This window comes from Streptomyces sp. 8N114 (assembly GCF_052245835.1).
Classification (GTDB): domain Bacteria; phylum Actinomycetota; class Actinomycetes; order Streptomycetales; family Streptomycetaceae; genus Streptomyces.
The window spans coordinates 466,622-483,590 of record NZ_JBQQBT010000001.1; the positions used below are offsets into that span (position 1 = coordinate 466,622).

Below are 16,969 nucleotides of genomic sequence, written 5' to 3' on the forward strand. Positions count from 1 at the left end.
TCGGATCAACTCCGTGTGCGAAAAGTGCTCGCATGAAAACAGACTGTGTTCATGCCTGAGCAACGTGAACGGCACACGCGGACGGCGACGAAGTCCACGGCTGCCTCGAAACGGTCCGCATCCCGTACGAAGGGCCCGGAGGAGGCGGCGCGGCGGGCCTGTCGTGGCCTGAGCCGGCTGATCGGCCACCGGGCCGAAGGGGTGTCGGCAGTACGCCGCGCCGAGGAGGGCTGGCGCGTGCACGTCGACGTGCTGGAGGTGCCGCGCATCCCGGACACCACGAGCCTCCTGGCCACCTACGAGGTGGAGCTCGACGGCAAGGGAGAGCTCACCCAGTACCGAAGGATCCGACGTTACCGGCGTGGCGCTAGCGACGACTGACGGTCCGTCCCGCCAGAGGTGCCCGTCACCGTCCGAGAGGAAGAGCCACCCATGACGACGACCACCACCTACAACGAGGCTGCGGTGTGTGTCCCGCGTGCCGGAACCCTCTACGACGTCCTCGAGCTGATTCTCGATCGCGGCATGGTGATCGACATCTTCGTACGGGTCTCCCTCGTCGGTATCGAGATCCTCAAGATCGACGCCCGGATCGTGGTTGCCAGCGTCGACACGTATCTGCGCTTCGCCGAGGTCTGCAACCGGCTCGACCTCAACCAGGACGCGGCCAGCAGGACGGTGCCCGAGCTCTTCTCCAACATGGCGAGCGGCGTGACCACGACGGGCGCGAAGAGGGCCGTCAAGTCGGCCGGCGGCAAGGTCGGCGGCAAGGTCAAGGAAGCCATCGGGGTGGCGGGCGAGGACGACGAGGACGAGGAGCACGAGGCCGGCGAGGACCGGGGTGAGGAGGAGGCAGAGCACGCCGAGAAGCCCCGCAAGCGCCGTACCGCCGACAGCTCCGCCGCCTCCCGCGGCTCGGGCAGCGGCCGGACGGCGCGCGGCACCCGTCGCGATCAGGAGGCATGAGGCATGGACAGCTCCCGGGTGTACGTCTACGGCATCGTCCACGCGGCGCTGAGTCTCCCGCCGGACGTCCGTGGCGTGGGCCGTCCCGCGGCAGCGGTCCGGCTGCTGCCGGTGGGTGAGCTGGCGGCGGTGGTCAGCGAGGTACCGGACGACCTCCGCGCACGCCGCCGGGACCTGATGGCACATCAGGACCTGCTGACGCGGCTCGGGGACGATGCGCCGGTGCTGCCGATGCGGTTCGGCATGGTGGCCGAGGACGCGGCGACGGTGGAACAGGCCGTCGAGGCCGCCGCGGCAGCACATCTGGCAGCCCTCGAACGCCTGCGGGACCGCACCGAGATGAACCTCAAGGCCACCCCGGCGCAGTCCGAGGTCGAGGCCCTGGTCCGGGCCGACGCGGGCGTACGAAGGCTGCTGGCGGACGTGCGGCGCAGGCCCTCGTACGAGGGGAACGTGCGGCTCGGCCAGGCGATCGCAGAAGGGCTGGCACGCCGCGCGAGGGAGGCGGTCGAGGAGGCGCTGCCCGGACTGACCGCACTCGCGGACGGGTTCGTACGCGGCCCGGACGTGCCCGGCTGCGTGCTGAACGGGTCGTTCCTGGTGCCGAAGGCGGCGGGCGAACGCTTCCGTGCGGAGGTGGAGCGCTGCGCCGCCGTGCACGCGGAGCGCGTCGAGCTGCGGCTGACGGGTCCGCTGCCCTGCTACAGCTTCGTGCCCCAGGAGGGCGCCGAACCGGTGTCGGCCGGCCGTTCGAGCGCCGAGCACGCCGTGGTGGGGAGCTGACATGGGGCTCTTCAGCGGAGTGCTGCTGCTGCCGCTGGCTCCGGTGCGGGGCGTCGAATGGGTGGCCGACCGACTGTTGGAGGCCGCGGAGCAGGAGGTGTGCGACCCGGCAACGCTGCGGGCCCGCCTCGGTGAGCTCAACCGTGCGTACGAGGCGGGAGAGCTCACCGAGGAGGAGTTCGAGCAGGAGGAGGAGCGCCTGCTCGACCAGCTGGAACAGCGCGGGCCCGTCGTCGCTCCCAACGTGGTGACGACCCGCACCCGCGTCCGGACCGTGATCGAGGACGAAGAATCCGGGGCGAACTCCCCCGACGACAGAACAGACCGGGACAGATCGAGCTCAAGGGACCAGTCATGACTGACAGTTGCAAGACGGCCGTCCTCGCCGCTGTCGCGGGCGGCTACCTCCTCGGCCGCACCAGGAAGGCCAAGCTGGCCCTGACCCTCGGTTCGGTGGTGGCGGGCCGGAAGCTCGGCCTCGATCCGCAGGAGCTGCTCAGAGCAGGTGTCCGGAAGATCGCCGCGACGCCGCAGTTCGAAGAGCTGACCGACCAGGTCAAGCACCAGCTGATGGCGGCCGCACGCACCGCGGTCAGCTCGGCGGCCAACCGCCGCCTGGAGTCCCTGGCCGACTCGCTCCGCGACCGTACGACCCGGCTCGGCGAAGGCGGGGAGGGCGGGTCGCCGGACGACGGTGACGGCGAGGAAGGCAAGAACCGCGAGGGCGGAGAGGACCGCGAGGACCGCGAGGGCCCGGAAGGCGGCCGGCGCGAGGAGAGCGAGCAGGACGAGGGTGAACGGGGCGAGGGCGAGCGGAAAGCGCCATCCGGGGCGGATTCGTCCGCGGACCGGCGCAGCAGGAAGCCACCGTCGGACCGCCCCAGAAGCTCCTCGCAGTCCGACCGGCCCAAGAAGAAACCGTCGTCCGGCGGGACCGGCGGGAGGCCGTCCGCCGACGGCACGCGCCGGAAGCCCGCAGAACGGTCCGGGGCCGCAGGAGGTAGGCGCCATGGCTGAGCAGAAGAAGACGGACGACGGCGACTCGGCCCTGCACCGGGTGCGCGAGGAGCTGCTGGAGTATCTCGGCGCGGTCGGCCGGCAGGCCGTCGGCAAGGCCACCGACAAGCTGACGAATGTCGCCGACCCGAGCAAGCTGCTGCCCGGCGACGGGAAGGGCGACGGTGGCGGTGTCGCCGGGGTGGCAGCCCGCACGCTCCAGGGCGAGAGCCCGGGCAAGGCCGTCGCCAAGGAGAAGATCAAGGGCGCCAAGGACAAGGTCGTCGAGAAGACCAAGGAAGCCTTCGGTGGTGGCGGCAGCAAGCCCGGAGACCTCAAGGCCATCAACATCATCGAGCACATCGACATCGGCCGTCCGCTGCGCCCGGTCTACAACCAGTTCACGCAGTACTGGGACTTCGGCAGCTTCATGAACGGCGTCAGCAGCGCGCAGCGGGACGAGGACGACGAGACCAAGTCCATCTGGAAGGTCCGCGTGTGGCCCTCGACGCGGAGCTACGACGCCACCGTGCTGGAGCAGATCCCGGACAAGCGGATCGTCTGGACCTCCGAGGGCTCGAAGGGCACCACGAAGGGCGCCGTCAGCTTCCATCGTCTCGACGAGAACCTCACCCGCATCACCGCGGTCGTCGAGTACTACCCCTCGGGCTTCTTCGAGAAGACCGGCAACATCTGGCGCGCCCAGGGCAGGCGGCTCCGCCTCGACCTCAAGCACTTCCAGCGCTACGTCACGCTCAAGGCCGAGGAAGTGGACGGCTGGCGCGGCGAGATCCGGGACGGGGAGGTCGTCCGCAGCCACGAGGATGTGGTCCAGCAGGAGGAAGAGGAGGAACGGGAGGGCCGGGAGCCCGACGAGGAAGAGCGTCCCGAGGGCGAGGAGGACGAGGACTACGGCGAGGCGGAGGAAGAGAGCGACGAGAACGAGGACGAAGACCAGGGCGAGGACGAAGAAGGGAACGAGGACGAGGACGAAGACGAGGACTACACGGACGAGGACGCCGAGGGCGAGGAGGAGGCCGAGGATGACCAACGGTGAGGCAGGCCGGCCATGACCGAAAGCACCGCCGAACGTCCCATCAGCCACGCGCCTTCCACCCCGTCCGGCCCGGCCAACCTCGCCGACATCCTCGAACGGGTGCTGGACAAGGGCATCGTGATCGCGGGAGACATCAAGATCGACCTGCTCGACATCGAGTTGCTCACCATCCGGCTGCGGCTGTTCGTCTCCTCCGTCGAGACGGCGAAGAAGGCCGGCATCAACTGGTGGGAGACCGATCCGGCGCTCTCCACCCGCGCCCACCGGGACGCCGTCGACGAGGAGAACCAGCGGCTGCGGGAGCGGGTCGCCGAACTGGAGGCGGGCGCGGGCGAGGGCCGGGACGAGCGGCGGGACGCGGGCTGGGACAACGAGCGCCGACGCCACTGGCACCACGTGAAGGAGGCAGGCGGCAGATGACACAGACGGTGGATGAACCCGGACCGCGGACGCCGCCGGATACGGATGCCGCGGCGGCCACCGCCACATATGTCTTCGCCGTCTGCCGCGGCGGCGATCCGGCCGCCGTCGCCGGGCTGCCGGGCCAGGCCCCGGGGTCCCCGGTACGTCTGCTGCGGTTCGGCTCGCTGAAGGCGGTGGTCCAGGACGTCCCCGCAGCGGAGTTCGGCGAGGAGTCGCTGCGGGAGCGGCTGACCGACCGCACGGAGCTGGAACGCTGCGCCCGCGCCCACCACGCGGTGATCGCCGCCGTGGCCGGCAGCGCTCCGACTGTGCCGCTGCCGCTGGCGACCCTGTATCTGGGCGACGAACGGGCCCGGGTGGCGCTGCGCGAGGACGAGCGCCGCTTCCATACGGTGCTGGAACGCATCGCGGACCGGGTCGAGTGGGGCGTCAAGGTGTACGCGCGACGGGAGACCACCGTCCGGCCGGATCGGTCCGCGACGGTGACCCCGGCGCGGACCCCGACAGGGCCACCGGCCCGGACTCCGGCGGGGCCCGGCGCTGCGGGAGCGGACGCCGCGGGCTCCGCAAGCTCCGGCGGGCGCTCCGGGCGCGCGTATCTGGAGCGGGTACGCGGCGCACGCCAGGAGCGCGAGCGGCGCCAGCAAGCCGGGCTCGATGCGGCGGAGGCTGTGGACCGGGCGCTGCGTGGCATCGCGGTGGCGAGCCGGCGACTCCGCACGCACGAGGCGGCACTCACCGGCGAACGCGGCGCCCAGTTGCTGAACGCCGCATATCTGGTGGCCGAGGGGCGCGAGCGCGAGGTCGCCGAAGCGGTGGAAGACGTGCGGCGCGCCCCCAGGTGCCGGGGCGTCGAGGTGGAGGTCACCGGGCCGTGGGTGCCGTACTCGTTCGTGGACGGGGGTGAGCTGGATGCCCGTGGGTGAACATGTCGGCGAGGTCGTGCCGTGGGAGGGGCCGGAGAGCGGGGCACCGATCGGGGTGCCGCTGGTGGACCTGCTGGACCGGGTGCTGGCGACCGGTGTCGTGGTCAGCGGTGATCTGGTGCTGGCGATCGCGGAGGTGCCGTTGGTGCGGCTCTCCTTGAACGCGCTGCTGTCCTCGGTCAACGAACGCGTGGCCGCGCCGTGGGGCGACGGGGGCCCGCTGTGACGGAAGCAGGACCGGAGATGGAAGGGGCGGTACCGGGACCGGGGCGCGAACCGGTCGGCGGAACTGTCCGCGGTGCGAACGGCCGGCTGGAGATGGACCCCGACCGGGTGGGCCGGGACCTGGTCTGCCTCGTCCTCACGGTCGTGGAGCTGCTGCGCCAGCTCATGGAACGCCAGGCTCTGCACCGCTGCGACCAGGGTGATGTGACCGACGACCAGATCGAGCGGATCGGTACGACGCTGATGCTGCTGGACGAACGCATGGACGAGCTGTGCGCACAGCACGGGCTCACGCGGGACGAGCTGAACCTCGACCTCGGGCCGCTGGGGACGCTGCTTGAGCGCTGAGGTTGTCAACTCGCGTTCTTTTGACCGAAGTCGAGCGGAACGCGGTCCGGAAAGAGGATGATGGGAGACCTCGGCGGCTCGTCCGCCGGGGTACACCTCGGGGGCTTGGACGGCGAGCCCCCGCCGGTGTGGGGCCCGCCGCCGCGCCTATCGGCGGCGGGCCCGAACGGCCCGGGGCGGCCCTGCAACCCCCTCACGCCCCGGGCCGTGTCGTGCGCCCGGCTCCGCTCACCGGTTCCTCCCCCAGCCTCCGGCCGGGAGGTGCCCCCGGACTCACGGCGGCGGGTCCGTGAGCCGCTCGAAAGGCGGGTCCGCCAGTCGCGCCTCGACCACATCGCGGGCCACATGGTGCAGCGGGCGCTGCCGGGAGCGGGCGTAGGCCCGCAGCGTACGGAAGGCGTCGTCGACGGAGCCGCGCCGGCGCTCCGCGAGCACTCCCTTGGCCTGCTCGATCACCACCCTGCTGCCGAGGGCTTCTTGGAGCTCGTCGCCGCGGCGCAGCGCGGTCTGATGCGCCAAGCCCAGTGCGCACGCCCGGGCAAGCGCGGTCAGGGCTCCAGCGGCGGCGGCGCCGAGCGGACCGTCGTCGAGCAGATGGACGACGAGCACGCCCGCGCCTGGCACGTCCTTCGGCCGCGGGCCGCCCGGCAGCGGAACGGTGCGCACGGCACGTACGCCCGCCTCCAGCGCCGCCGGGACGTACCGGGGCCATCGGGGGGCAGCGGCGTCCAGGGACAGTTCGGGGAGAGCCCGGCCGGTGCGGAGGGTGTCCGTTGCAGGGCCCTCACGCTGCTCGTGCTCCACCAGCCGTAGCCGCGCGGCACGTGGGCCGCTCTCACCGTACGGCGCCGGGTCAGCGCCCGTGGGGGCACCGAGGTGTGCGGCTGCCTCGCAGTGCCGGCCCTCGTGGGCGAGGCGGCGGCAGGCGTGGACCGCCAGCGCGGTCAGCTTCGGATGGCTGCCGTCCGCTGTGCCGGTACCCGGCGCGGCGTTGTCGGCGGCTCCGCCTGCGAGGTCCAACAGCGCCTCGGCCAGCTCCCGTTCGCGTACGTCCGCGTCGACGAACGGCCCGGGTACGGCCGCCGCACGGGAGCTTGGCACAGACATCGTCACTCCGGCACTCCGGTCCTGTTCTGCTCGTCGCCGCCGCCGAATCCGTCAAGTCGGGGCCGTCCCGTACGGTTCGGGACGAGAAGGGCGCGCGACAGGGCAGGGGTCAGAACAGCGCGCGTCTCGTCCACGGCGCAAGCGGCGCTCTGCCCCCGTGTCGTTTTCCGGCTGTCGGCTTCGCGATGTGGGCTGCGCCCGGCCGTCGCGCGGGCCTAGCATCGCCGATTGAGAAGGAAAGCGTCGGCGGCCCGCGGCCCGAGCGAGGAGGTACGGGGCCATGGACGACCCTGTACGCCGTATCCGGATGAGGACCTCCGATCCGCAGGAGGCGGAGGACTTCCTGCGGCGGACCTACGCAGACCACACCCCGCAACTCTTCGGCGACCGCGAGCGGTTCAGGTTCGATGCCGCGCTCACCCAGGCGGGATCGATCGGTGTGGAGCGCTTCGCGCACTCGATGCGGGTACGCGCTGAGGCCGAACCCCACCACTGCGTCTACGTGGTACAGGTGCTCGGCGGCACGCTGGAGGTCACCGCCGGACGCAACGAGCTCCGCTCCGGCCCCGGCGACCTGCACCTGTGCGATCCGTACGCGCCGACGCTGGTGAGGTGGGAAAACCTGCGGCTGGGTGTCGTGCGTATCGGACTGCGCGAAGTGGAGCAGGTCGCGGCGGACCTGGCGGGCACGGAGTCGGCGACCGCGCGGCTCTCCTTCGCGCGCCCGCTCTCGCCGGAGCGGGCGCGCTACTGGCAGGCCGTCGTCCGGCACGTCAGCCATGACGTGCTGGGCAACCCGCAGGCCGCGGCCAGCCCGCTGATCCTGGACGAGGCGGCGCGGCTGCTGGCCACCGCCGCGCTGGCGACCTTCCCCCACGACTCCGCGGAGCGGTCCCGGCTGCCGTCCCCCGGCTGGCTGGCGCCGGCGGCGCTGCGCCGGGCCATGGCGTACATCGACGCCAACGCGGCACGTCCCCTCTCCCTGCACGACATTGCGCAGGCGGCCCGTACCAGTCCGCGCGCCCTCCAGCACGCCTTCGCTCGGTACTGCGAGACCACGCCGACCGCATATCTGCGCCGGGTCAGGCTGGAGGGGGCGCACCGTGATCTGCAGGCCGCCGACCCGTCGGATGTGACGGTCGCCGCGGTGGCCGCGCGCTGGGGCTTCGCCAAGGCGGGGCGTTTCGCGGGTCAGTACCGCGAGCGGTACGGGGTGTCTCCCAGCCACACGCTCCGCGCGTGACCGGATCTCCGGCGGCCGTCCGGGACCGGCCGGCTCAGCCCGCCGCGTGGCGCAGCCGCCACAGCCGCGTCGTCTCGGCCGCTCTCGCCGCGTGCAAGGGGGCTTCCGGGTCGCCGGCCCTGCCGTGCCGGGGACGGGCATCGAGATGACCGGCGACCTGAAGACCGGCGCCCTCGATCCACTCCAGCAACTGCTCGCGGGGCCGCAGCCCCAGGTGCTCGGCGAGGTCGGAGAGGATCAGCCAGCCCTCGCCGCCGGGCGCCAGCCGTCCGGCCAGTGAGCCGAGAAAGCCCCGCAGCATCCGGCTGTCGGGGTCGTAGACGGCCTGCTCCAGTACGGAGGTCGGTTTGGCGGGCAGCCACGGCGGGTTGCAGACGGCGAGGTCGGCCTGCCCGGCGGACTCGGGCGGGAACAGGTCGCACCGTATGACCTCCACCGTCCCCGCCACGCCGAGCCGCGTCACGTTCTCCCGCGCACAGGCCAGCGCCCGCTCCCCCACATCGGTGGCGATCACCCTGCCTACCCCACGCCGGGCCAGCACGGCGGCGAGGACGCCGGTACCGGTGCCGACGTCGAACGCCACGAGCTCCCCGGCCTCCTGGCGGGGCAGCGGGGCCTGCGCCACCAGGTCGACGTATTCGCCGCGCACCGGTGAGAAGACCCCGTGATACGGGTGGATCGTCTCGCCGCCCAGCGCCTCGACGGCCACGCCCTTGCGCCACCACTCGTACGCGCCGAGCACGCCCTGCAACTCGCGCAGCGAGACCAGCGCCAGATCGCCGACAGTGCCGCCCGCGGGGCCGTACGCCGCCACGCAAGCCGGGCCCACGTCGGGCGCGCGGCGCAGCGGCACGGCATACGAACCGCCGGGCGCCGTCTCCAGCGGGACCAGCAGCATGCCGAGCACCCGGGCGCGGCGGGAGCGTGCCTGCCGGTAGAGGTGGAAGCTCTCGCGGGGGGTCGCGCCCTGCTTGGGCGGCTTACGGTCCACCCGGCGCCCGAGCGCCGCCAGCAGTTGCCGGGCGCCGTGGTAGTCGCCGCGCCACAGCAGCGCGGTGCCCTCGCAGACGAGCTTGTAGGCGATGTCGGCAGCCATCCGGTCGTCGGCGACGGCGATCCGCCGCGGCGGTCGCGCCCCGCTCTCGGACCGCCACGCGGCAGTACGCTCCCGGCCCCCCTCTTCCCAGCTGACGGTCCCGGCCTCGTCCTCAGGCTGTGCGCTCACCGGACAACGGTAACCGCGCGCACCGACAGGGCTGACCGCGCGAGCTGTGTACCCGGCACGGGGGCTGCGCTTGCCCACCCTGCGCCCCTGCCGCAGGGTGGGCAAGCTTCACCGCGCAGGGGGACGCGCCCCGTCAGGGGCGCGGGGAACTGCGCGCCAAGCCATGGGGGCACCTCCCTGCTCGAAGAGCTTGGGGGAGCACCCGCACCCCGCGGGATCGGGCAAGGGGCGCCCCCCTCACCGGCACAACGGAGCGGGGCAAGTCCGCCCGACAAGGGCTTAGCGCGAGCTGCGCACCGCACCCATGCTGGCCGCCACCACCAGCGCGATGGCCACCAGTTGCGCCGGGCCCAGGTTCTGGTGCAGCACCACGAAGCCCGCCGTCGTCGCCGCGACCGGCATCAGGCTCATCAGCACGGCGAAGGTCGCGGCCGGCATCCTGCGCAGGGCGAGCATCTCCAGGGTGTAGGGCAGCCCCGAGGAGAGCACGGCCACGGCGGCGCCGAGCCCCAGCGTGACTGGGTCCAGCAGCGCCGTACCGGCGCTGACCACCCCGAGCGGCGCACTCACCAGCGCCCCGATGCCCATGGCCAGCGCCAGCCCGTCGACCTTGGGGAAGCGCGCACCGGCGCGGGCGTTGAAGAGGATGTACGCCACCCACATCGCCCCCGCCGCCAGCGCGAAGGCCACCCCGGCGACATTGAGCCGCCCGAAGTCGCCGGCTGCCAGCAGATAGACGCCGACTCCCGCCAGCACAGCCCAGACCAGGCTGATGACCCGCCGCGAGGCGATGACGGACAGCGTGAGCGGGCCGAGGAGTTCGAGGGTGACGGCCGCGCCGAGCGGGATTCGGTCGATGGCCTGGTAGAAGAGGCTGTTCATGGTGCCGAGGGCGACCCCGAGCCCGGCGACCGCCAGCCAGTCCGCACGCGTGTACCCCCGCAGCCTGGGCCGGAAGAGGGCCAGCAGCAGCACCGCGGAGAAGATCAGCCGCAGCGCCACCACACCCAGCGCCCCGGCACGCGGGAAGAGCAGCGCCGCGACGGCGGAACCGAACTGGAGCGAGAAGGCGCTGCCGAGCACCAGCCCGACGGCACCCGGCCGGGCCCGCGGACCGCCCACCCCGGACGTCCCCGGCGCCTCCCCGGTGCCGCCCCCTGGAGAGGGAGCGGCGAGGTCGGCGGCAGGTGCGGCAAAGCGGTCGGCGGCGGTCATGAACGACACGCTAAAGGCCCTCGGGCGATCGCGTGAAATGCTCCGGCCTGCCTTTTCGGTACCGCCGTGAACGGCGGGGAACCAGCTGATCACGGCATACGTTGAGCCAAGTACCGGAGCCGACCCGGCCGGTACAGCCGACACGACGGAGGCAGGACCATGGCAGGCTTTCTCGACCGCGCCAAGGAGCAGGCTCAGCGGGGCATCGCGCAGGGCAAGGGCAAGATGGAGGAGGTCCAGGCCCAGCGCGCGGGCAGCGACCTGCTGCGCCGCCTCGGCGCCGCCTACTACGCGGAGAAGAACGGCACCGGCTCGGCCCAGGAGGTCCAGCGCGCCCTGGCCGCCGTCCAGGAGCACGTGGCCCAGAACGGCGACGGCTTCCTCAAGAGCTGAGCCCCTCCCTCACAAGAGCCGGCGGGCCACGGGCCGGCTCAACCGAAGCGGACGCGATACAGCATCAGCAGCGCTGCGGCCATGTTCGCCGCGGGTACCTCGCCCGCGGCGATGAGGTCGGGCACCTCCTTGAGCGGGACCCACTCCCGCTTCTCGGACTCGAAGTCGTCCTCGGGCGGGCCGACGTACTCGGCGTTCGGTGACCAGTAGATGTGGTGCCGTGCGTCGGTCAGCCCGTTGGACGGCTCGACCGTCATCAGGTGGCGGAGCGGTCCGGGACGCCAGCCGGTCTCCTCCACCATCTCCCGCGCCGCGGCCTCGACGAGGTCCTCGCCCTCCTCGACGACGCCCGCCGCCAGTTCCCACCCCCAGCTGTCCGTGATGAAGCGGTGCCGCCACAGCAGCAGCACCTCGTTGCGCTCGTTGACCGCGGTCGCTATGGCGACGGGCCGCAGCCGGATCAGATAGTGATCCAGATGCCGCCCGTCCGGCAGTTCCACGTCCGCCAGATTCACCCGAAGCCACTGGTTCTCGTACACAGTGTGTTCACCCAGGTTCTTCCATCGCACGTATGTGCCCCCTTCCCGACGGAGGTTGGGCACATCCCAGCATGTCGTGCGCTCCCACTGACAGAGGCGCTCCGCGCGCCCCGGCTCAGAACGGCACGCTCAGCGAGTCCTCGATGAGCTTCGCCGCCTCGACCGCTGAAGTCCCGGGGTGCTGCTCCAGCTGCTTCCTGACCCTGCGCATGCGCCCGCGCAGCCGCTGTGACTCGATGCCCTGCGCGGTGTCCACCATCTCCGCCGCGCTGGCCGCCGCGCGCTCCGGTTCCCCGGCGTGCAGCGCCACGTCGGTGAGGGTGGCGAGCCGGTTGACGCGGCCACGGACGTGCGCGGGCGCACGCGCCGCCTCCTGGGCGTACTTGGCAGCCGCGGACAGCTCTCCCAGGAGGATCAGCGCCTCGGCCAACCGCACCTCGACCAGGCCGGGTTGGACGTAGCTGGTCTCCTCGGGCTCTTCCTCGGGACGGATGCGCTCGGAGTACTCCTCGGCCCGGCGCATGCAGTCGTGCGCGTTGCGCCGGTCGCCCAGCCGTGCGTACGCGCTGGCCTGCATCGCGTACACATCCGTGGCGAGCGCGGGGCTGATGTGCGGCCCGGTGGTGCGCAGCACGGCCTGGGCGCAGGCGAGCGCATGGCGGGTGTCGCCGAGGAACAGCGCCTGGTTGACGAGGAGGGCGACCACATAGCCGCCGAAGAGCAGATCACCGGACGCCTTGCCCAGCCGGAGTGCCTGGTGGAAGTAGCGCTGGGCCAGCCCTTGCGCGTCGGCGTCGTAGGCGCAGATACCGCTGATGGCCGCCAGCGTGCCTGCGGCGCGGCACAGTTCGCGGCCGGTGGTGTCGTTGTAGCTGCCGCGCAGCAGCGGGGCGACCTCGCCATTGAGGAAGCCGACGACGCGGGCCCGGGTGGCGACCCCGCCGGCGTTGCGGTAGAGGTGCTCGTAGTGGCCCCGCGCGGCGTGCAGCACGCTCACATCGGCGCCGGTGACCTCGGGTCCGCCCGCGTGCGAGACATCCCGGTCCTCGGGAGGGTTCTCCCACTCCCATACGGGGGCGACTGCCGCGGCGCCGGTCAGCAGGGAGGGGCCGGGCCAGTCGCTGTGCACCTGATCGGAGCGCCACAGCGAGGCGGCGCGCTCCACGAACCGGCCGAGTCCCGCCTCTTCGGGGTCGGGCGGGGGGCCGGGGAGCCGTCCTGCCGCCGTGACATCCATCCCGATGTCACTGAGGGTGAGGGTCCTGCCAAGCTGGCGGCCGAGGATCTCGCAGATCAACTCGGGGACCCTGCCGCGCGGACGCTGTCCCTTGAGCCAGCGCGCCACGGCCGTGTGGTCGTAACGCAGGGTTATCCCTGCTTGGTTGCCTAATCGATTGATTCTCGCCGCAAGACCAGCCCGGGACATTCCTGACTGGTCAAGCAGCGCGTCCAGTTGACTGTTGGGCTCCATGCCGCCCTCCGTCGGGTCCAACGTGTTGTTTCGCAGAGTAACGGACCTGCGTTCACACGGGGTGTGAAAGCACCACGCAGTCGTGCGCCCGGCACATGCTCCCGAAGCCGCGAGCGATGCGCTTACCTGAAACCGTCCGCGTGCATGACAGCACATTCAGCACACGGAGAGCTACGGAAAGACATCACTCGATTCCGGAAGTGAGGCAGAACCGTGAACGACCCCATCAAATTCCACCTCGGGAACGACCATGTGTCCCGCTGACCCCGTACGTGCCACGGCGTACCCGAGCTCCCGGTCCCGCAGCCGCACCCCCAACCGTGCGCTGCGCGCCCTGCTGGAGGAGACCGAGTGGACGCAGGCCGCGTTCGCGCGCGCCCTGGCTCGTCTCGGCGCCGAGGTCGGCATCCACCTTCGGTACGACAGAACTTCAGTCGCCCACTGGCTGCGCGGCAGCCGCCCCGACCCCCGGGTCCAGCACCTCATGGCGGAGGCGCTCTCCCGCCGCCTCGGCCGCCGGGTCACGGTGGCGGACCTGGGCATGCACGGCGCACGGGGCGGACGCACGGGCGCGGCGGCGCGCCCAGGCGGCTGCAGGTCCCCCCGGACGGAGTCCGGGTCCGGTGACGGGGAGGACGACGCCTCCGATCCAGGAGAAGGACCGCAACCCGCCGCGGAGCCCGGGCACTTCGCGTACGGGGAGCCTGCACCGGCCACCGGCACCGTGGAGGTGCACGCCCCGGCCGACGCCGAGACGGGAACAGCGGCGCGTGCGCACCCAGTTGACGTACGGCTCTTCGGGCTGGGCAGGCCGTCCCGCCCCGCCGACCAGCTCACCGCCCTCACCGCCCCGGTGGTCCCGCCACCCCGCGCCGACGCCCCTCCCCCGGCCCCGTACACCCTGAGGCTGCTGGCCGAGACGGTACGGCGATCCGGTGCCGACCACCGGGTCGGCGCGGCCGATGCGGCCTCCGCAGCGCCCGCCGGCGCCCACCCCGCAGCGGAGCCGGGTGCCCCCACTCCTGCTCCGCTGCCCGGCGCGCGCAACACCTGTACGGCGCGCGGCTCCCGCCCCACCAGCAGTCCGGGTCCCGGCGAGGTGGCCTCGGTCCACGAGCACGCCCGGTTCTTCGCGCTCCAGGCGGACCGGCACGGCGGCGGTCACATCCGCACCTCGCTCGCCGCCTACCTCTCCGGGCTCGTCCGCACCCTGCGCTGCGGGGAGGAGGGCGTGCACCAGCGCGGAATGCAGGCGGGCGCCGCCCGGCTCAGCTATCTGCTGGCCCGGGTCTACGCCGACGAGCAGCGGCACGGCCTCGCCCAGCGTGCCTTCCTCACCGCCGCCGAACTCGCCGAGGAGGCGGCGGACCCGGAGGGGGTGGCACTGGCCCGCCGCGCGCTCAGCTCGCAGGCACACCAACTGGGACACCCCCGCGCGAGCCTGGCCCTCGCCGAGGCGGCCCTGGCGGCAGCGCCCGCGGACACCGACCCCTCGGCCCGCGCCTTCCTGTACGCAGGGCTGGCCGTCGCCGACGCGGCATGCGGCGAGCGGGACCGGGCGCTGGACGCGCTGGGCCGCGCCGAGCGCCAGCTGGCCCGCGCGCCGGTCGATCTGACGACGGGCCCGGAGAGCCCGAGCGGCGAACCGGTCGGCACGTATCAGAGCGCGGCGCTGCTCTACCAGTCCAGCCAGGTACGGGTGGCGCTGGGCGACCGCGAGGGCGCCATCCGCGATCTGCGGGCCTCGCTGTCCTCGCGCCCCACCGAAGAGCGCCGCACGCGTGCCCTGTGCCAGGCGGAGCTGGCCGAACTGCTGCTCTCCCGTGGACGGCTGGAGGAGGCATGCGCGACCTGGAGCGGCTTCCTGGAGGTGTCGGCGCAGGTCCGCTCGGGCCGGGTGCTGGCGGCCCGCTCCCGGATACCGGGGCTGTTGCGCCCGTACGCACGCGACCGCCGGGTGCGTTCGCTCCTCGTACGGGCGAGCCCACCGGCAGGTGTTGGGGCAGGTCGGCTAGAAGGAGCCCGATAACGGGTATGAAGCTGGGGCACGTTCCGGCAGCAGCACAGCGGCATCGGCGACCGGACACACCCAGCAGACGGGGGCGAGCATGGCCACACCCATCACCGCGACCGCTTTCGTCCAGGCCCTCAAGAAGGAGGGCGTACAGGTCGAGGAGGTCCGCGACTGGCGCAACCACAACCGCAACCAGCATGGGCCGTGGGGCCCGGTGCACGGCATCATGATCCACCACACCGTCACCAGCGGCTCGGCCGAGACCGTCGACCTGATCTACGACGGCCATCCGGAGCTGCCGGGCCCCCTCTCGCACGGCTGCATCACCAAGGACGGCACCGTGCACCTGACGGGGCACGGCCGGGCCAACCACGCGGGCTCGGGCGATGACGACGTGCTGCGCGCCGTCATCGCCGAGCGCGCCACCCCGCGGCCGAACCAGCAGAACACCGACGGGAACAGGTACTTCTACGGCTTCGAGTGCGAGAACCTCGGGGACGGCAAGGACCCGTGGCCCGACGAGCAGCTGGACGCGATCGAGCGGGCCGCCGCCGCGCTGTGCCGGCACCACGGGTGGGGCGCCCGCTCGGTCATCGGCCATCTGGAGTGGACGGACCAGAAGAGCGACCCGCGCGGCTTCACCATGGACGACATGCGCGAGCGGATCGCCGAGCGACTGAAGTGAGGGACCGGGCGGCACCCCCTGCCCCTGGACCACAATGGGAGGGTGCCGCCCCAGCTCGACTCCCTCGCCCCGCTCACCCCACGGCTGCCGTCCCCGCTCCAGGAGGTCGAGGACGAGCGGTTCACGCGCCGGGGGTTGCGGCTCCTCCTGAAGCGCGACGACCTCATACACCCCGCACTCCCCGGTAACAAGTGGCGGAAACTCGCCCCTAACCTGCGGTCCGTGGCCGAGACCGGTCACCGTCGGCTGCTGACCTTCGGCGGGGCCTACTCCAACCATCTTCGAGCCACCGCGGCAGCGGGCCGGCTGCTCGGGCTGCGCACGGTCGGGGTGGTCCGCGGGGACGAGCTCGCCGGCCGGCCGCTGAATCCGTCCCTGGCGCGCTGCGCCCAGGACGGCATGCTGCTGCACTTCGTCTCGCGTGCCGAATACCGCCGCCGGGCCGATCCGGACTTCCACGCCGAGCTGCGCGCCCGCTTCGGCGCATGCGCCGTCGTCCCCGAGGGCGGCAGCAACACGGCGGCCGTACGCGGGTGCGCCCTGCTGGGCGAAGAACTGCGCGGGCGTACCGATGTGGCGGCCGTCGCATGCGGCACCGGCGGCACCCTCGCAGGCATGGCGGCGGGTCTTTCCCCAGGTCAGCGCGCTCTTGGCGTGCCCGTGCTGAAGGGCGGGTTCCTCGCCGGGGAGGTGGCGCGGCTCCAGCGGGAGTCCTTCGGCGGGCCGCGCGGCGACTGGTGGCTGGAGGAACGTTTTCATGGCGGCGGCTACGCGAAGGTGAGCCCTCGGCTGTCCGACTTCGCGGCCGACTTCGCCGAGCGCCACGCGCTGCCCGCACTGGATGAGATCTATGTCGCCAAGCTGCTGTTCGCCCTCACAAGGCTGGCGGCGGAGGGCGCCTTCCCTCGGGGCAGCACGGTGACGGCGGTCGTGACGGGGCAATCGTTCCCCATAAAGCCATGACTCAGAGTGACAAAATTCGTCACTCTCCGCACCCATTGCTTCACCGCATCTCCCTTCGCCTTTACGCACGGTAGTCATCCATCGCACCCCTCAGGCAACTCGGGTCGCCCTGGGGTCGCCCACAGGGGCAGGTTTCGGCCCTTGTCGGAGGGTGTGCCTTGAGGGGCCATGAACGCATCAGGTGACGGGTATTGACATGACAGGCCCTTCCAGCGACACCTCGGCGCCCGACGACCGGACACACAGGGTGGCCGCCGGAGTCCGAGGAACCGTCCCTGGAAGCGGCCCAGGGTAGCCCCGTAAAACCAACGCAGCGTAATCGCGGAGGATTTGGGGCCTCCACCCCCTAGCCACAGACAGTACCCATATGTTTACTATGGGTGACGCTCG

At 72.2% G+C, this 16,969-nt stretch carries 20 protein-coding genes; 15 read left to right on the plus strand and 5 right to left on the minus strand.

Annotated features, from left to right (window positions below; translation table 11 throughout):
- Window positions 1–51 precede the first annotated feature (51 nt).
- The 10 genes from ACTWQF_RS02050 to ACTWQF_RS02095 all read left to right on the plus strand — a co-directional run bounded on the left by ACTWQF_RS02050 (window position 52) and on the right by ACTWQF_RS02095 (window position 5,724).
- Entirely contained in the window at window positions 52–381 is a 330-nt protein-coding gene (locus ACTWQF_RS02050) for a gas vesicle protein GvpO (RefSeq protein ID WP_443245214.1), read from the plus strand.
- A gap of 51 nt (window positions 382–432) precedes the next feature.
- Window positions 433–966, plus strand: coding sequence for a gas vesicle protein GvpJ (gene gvpJ / locus ACTWQF_RS02055; protein ID WP_443276460.1), 534 nt, complete (start codon window positions 433–435; stop codon window positions 964–966).
- Window positions 967–969: 3 nt separating this feature from the next.
- Window positions 970–1,749 carry a GvpL/GvpF family gas vesicle protein gene (locus ACTWQF_RS02060; protein ID WP_443276462.1) on the plus strand — a complete coding sequence of 260 codons (780 nt, stop codon included), beginning with the start codon at window positions 970–972 and terminating at the stop codon, window positions 1,747–1,749.
- A gap of 1 nt (window position 1,750) precedes the next feature.
- Window positions 1,751–2,107 (plus strand): gas vesicle protein GvpG, encoded by a 357-nt coding sequence (locus tag ACTWQF_RS02065; protein WP_443276464.1) that lies wholly within the window; start codon window positions 1,751–1,753, stop codon window positions 2,105–2,107.
- The gene (locus ACTWQF_RS02070; RefSeq protein ID WP_443276466.1) at window positions 2,104–2,766 is read left to right on the plus strand and encodes a hypothetical protein; all 663 of its coding nucleotides are present in this window, start codon (window positions 2,104–2,106) and stop codon (window positions 2,764–2,766) included. The genes ACTWQF_RS02065 and ACTWQF_RS02070 overlap by 4 nt, the downstream gene beginning before the upstream one ends.
- A complete protein-coding gene (locus tag ACTWQF_RS02075; protein ID WP_443276467.1) occupies window positions 2,759–3,802 on the plus strand; it encodes an SRPBCC family protein in 1,044 nt (347 codons plus the stop codon). The genes ACTWQF_RS02070 and ACTWQF_RS02075 overlap by 8 nt, the downstream gene beginning before the upstream one ends.
- A 12-nt stretch (window positions 3,803–3,814) precedes the next feature.
- A complete protein-coding gene (locus ACTWQF_RS02080) occupies window positions 3,815–4,222 on the plus strand; it encodes a gas vesicle protein (RefSeq protein WP_443276469.1) in 408 nt (135 codons plus the stop codon).
- Window positions 4,219–5,151: a GvpL/GvpF family gas vesicle protein gene (locus ACTWQF_RS02085; RefSeq protein WP_443276471.1), complete on the plus strand. Its 933-nt coding sequence runs from the start codon at window positions 4,219–4,221 to the stop codon at window positions 5,149–5,151. Before ACTWQF_RS02080 ends, ACTWQF_RS02085 begins: the two co-directional genes overlap by 4 nt.
- The gene (locus tag ACTWQF_RS02090) at window positions 5,138–5,377 is read left to right on the plus strand and encodes a gas vesicle protein (protein ID WP_180289756.1); all 240 of its coding nucleotides are present in this window, start codon (window positions 5,138–5,140) and stop codon (window positions 5,375–5,377) included. Before ACTWQF_RS02085 ends, ACTWQF_RS02090 begins: the two co-directional genes overlap by 14 nt.
- Before the next feature lie 92 nt (window positions 5,378–5,469).
- Entirely contained in the window at window positions 5,470–5,724 is a 255-nt protein-coding gene (locus ACTWQF_RS02095; protein ID WP_443277533.1) for a gas vesicle protein K, read from the plus strand.
- A 273-nt stretch (window positions 5,725–5,997) separates the two neighbouring features.
- Here ACTWQF_RS02095 and ACTWQF_RS02100 read toward each other — a convergent pair whose 3' ends face one another.
- On the minus strand, window positions 5,998–6,831 hold the full coding sequence (locus ACTWQF_RS02100; protein WP_443276473.1) for an ANTAR domain-containing protein: 834 nt from the start codon (window positions 6,829–6,831) through the stop codon (window positions 5,998–6,000).
- 280 nt (window positions 6,832–7,111) lie between these two features.
- On the opposite strand from ACTWQF_RS02100, the gene ACTWQF_RS02105 reads away from it, so the two are divergent.
- Window positions 7,112–8,074 carry an AraC family transcriptional regulator gene (locus ACTWQF_RS02105; protein WP_443276475.1) on the plus strand — a complete coding sequence of 321 codons (963 nt, stop codon included), beginning with the start codon at window positions 7,112–7,114 and terminating at the stop codon, window positions 8,072–8,074.
- Between the two features lie 34 nt (window positions 8,075–8,108).
- On the opposite strand, the gene ACTWQF_RS02110 is transcribed toward ACTWQF_RS02105, so the two are convergent.
- Both ACTWQF_RS02110 and ACTWQF_RS02115 read right to left on the minus strand, forming a co-directional pair.
- Window positions 8,109–9,299 (minus strand): methyltransferase, encoded by a 1,191-nt coding sequence (locus tag ACTWQF_RS02110; protein ID WP_443276476.1) that lies wholly within the window; start codon window positions 9,297–9,299, stop codon window positions 8,109–8,111.
- Window positions 9,300–9,578: 279 nt separating this feature from the next.
- Window positions 9,579–10,514: an EamA family transporter gene (locus ACTWQF_RS02115; protein WP_443276477.1), complete on the minus strand. Its 936-nt coding sequence runs from the start codon at window positions 10,512–10,514 to the stop codon at window positions 9,579–9,581.
- A 159-nt stretch (window positions 10,515–10,673) separates the two neighbouring features.
- Between ACTWQF_RS02115 and ACTWQF_RS02120 the strand changes: the two genes are divergently transcribed.
- Window positions 10,674–10,907 carry a hypothetical protein gene (locus tag ACTWQF_RS02120; protein ID WP_443276479.1) on the plus strand — a complete coding sequence of 78 codons (234 nt, stop codon included), beginning with the start codon at window positions 10,674–10,676 and terminating at the stop codon, window positions 10,905–10,907.
- Between the two features lie 38 nt (window positions 10,908–10,945).
- Here the strand turns inward: ACTWQF_RS02120 and ACTWQF_RS02125 are convergent, their stop codons facing one another.
- Window positions 10,946–11,476, minus strand: coding sequence for an NUDIX hydrolase (locus ACTWQF_RS02125; RefSeq protein ID WP_443276481.1), 531 nt, complete (start codon window positions 11,474–11,476; stop codon window positions 10,946–10,948).
- Window positions 11,477–11,561: 85 nt separating this feature from the next.
- A complete protein-coding gene (locus ACTWQF_RS02130; RefSeq protein ID WP_443276483.1) occupies window positions 11,562–12,917 on the minus strand; it encodes a transcriptional regulator in 1,356 nt (451 codons plus the stop codon).
- A gap of 250 nt (window positions 12,918–13,167) precedes the next feature.
- On the opposite strand from ACTWQF_RS02130, the gene ACTWQF_RS02135 reads away from it, so the two are divergent.
- The 3 genes from ACTWQF_RS02135 to ACTWQF_RS02145 all read left to right on the plus strand — a co-directional run bounded on the left by ACTWQF_RS02135 (window position 13,168) and on the right by ACTWQF_RS02145 (window position 16,579).
- Window positions 13,168–14,946, plus strand: coding sequence for a hypothetical protein (locus tag ACTWQF_RS02135; RefSeq protein WP_443276485.1), 1,779 nt, complete (start codon window positions 13,168–13,170; stop codon window positions 14,944–14,946).
- A 79-nt stretch (window positions 14,947–15,025) separates the two neighbouring features.
- Window positions 15,026–15,616 carry an N-acetylmuramoyl-L-alanine amidase gene (locus ACTWQF_RS02140; RefSeq protein ID WP_443276487.1) on the plus strand — a complete coding sequence of 197 codons (591 nt, stop codon included), beginning with the start codon at window positions 15,026–15,028 and terminating at the stop codon, window positions 15,614–15,616.
- A gap of 42 nt (window positions 15,617–15,658) precedes the next feature.
- Entirely contained in the window at window positions 15,659–16,579 is a 921-nt protein-coding gene (locus ACTWQF_RS02145; RefSeq protein ID WP_443276489.1) for a 1-aminocyclopropane-1-carboxylate deaminase/D-cysteine desulfhydrase, read from the plus strand.
- The last annotated feature ends 390 nt before the right edge of the window (window positions 16,580–16,969 follow it).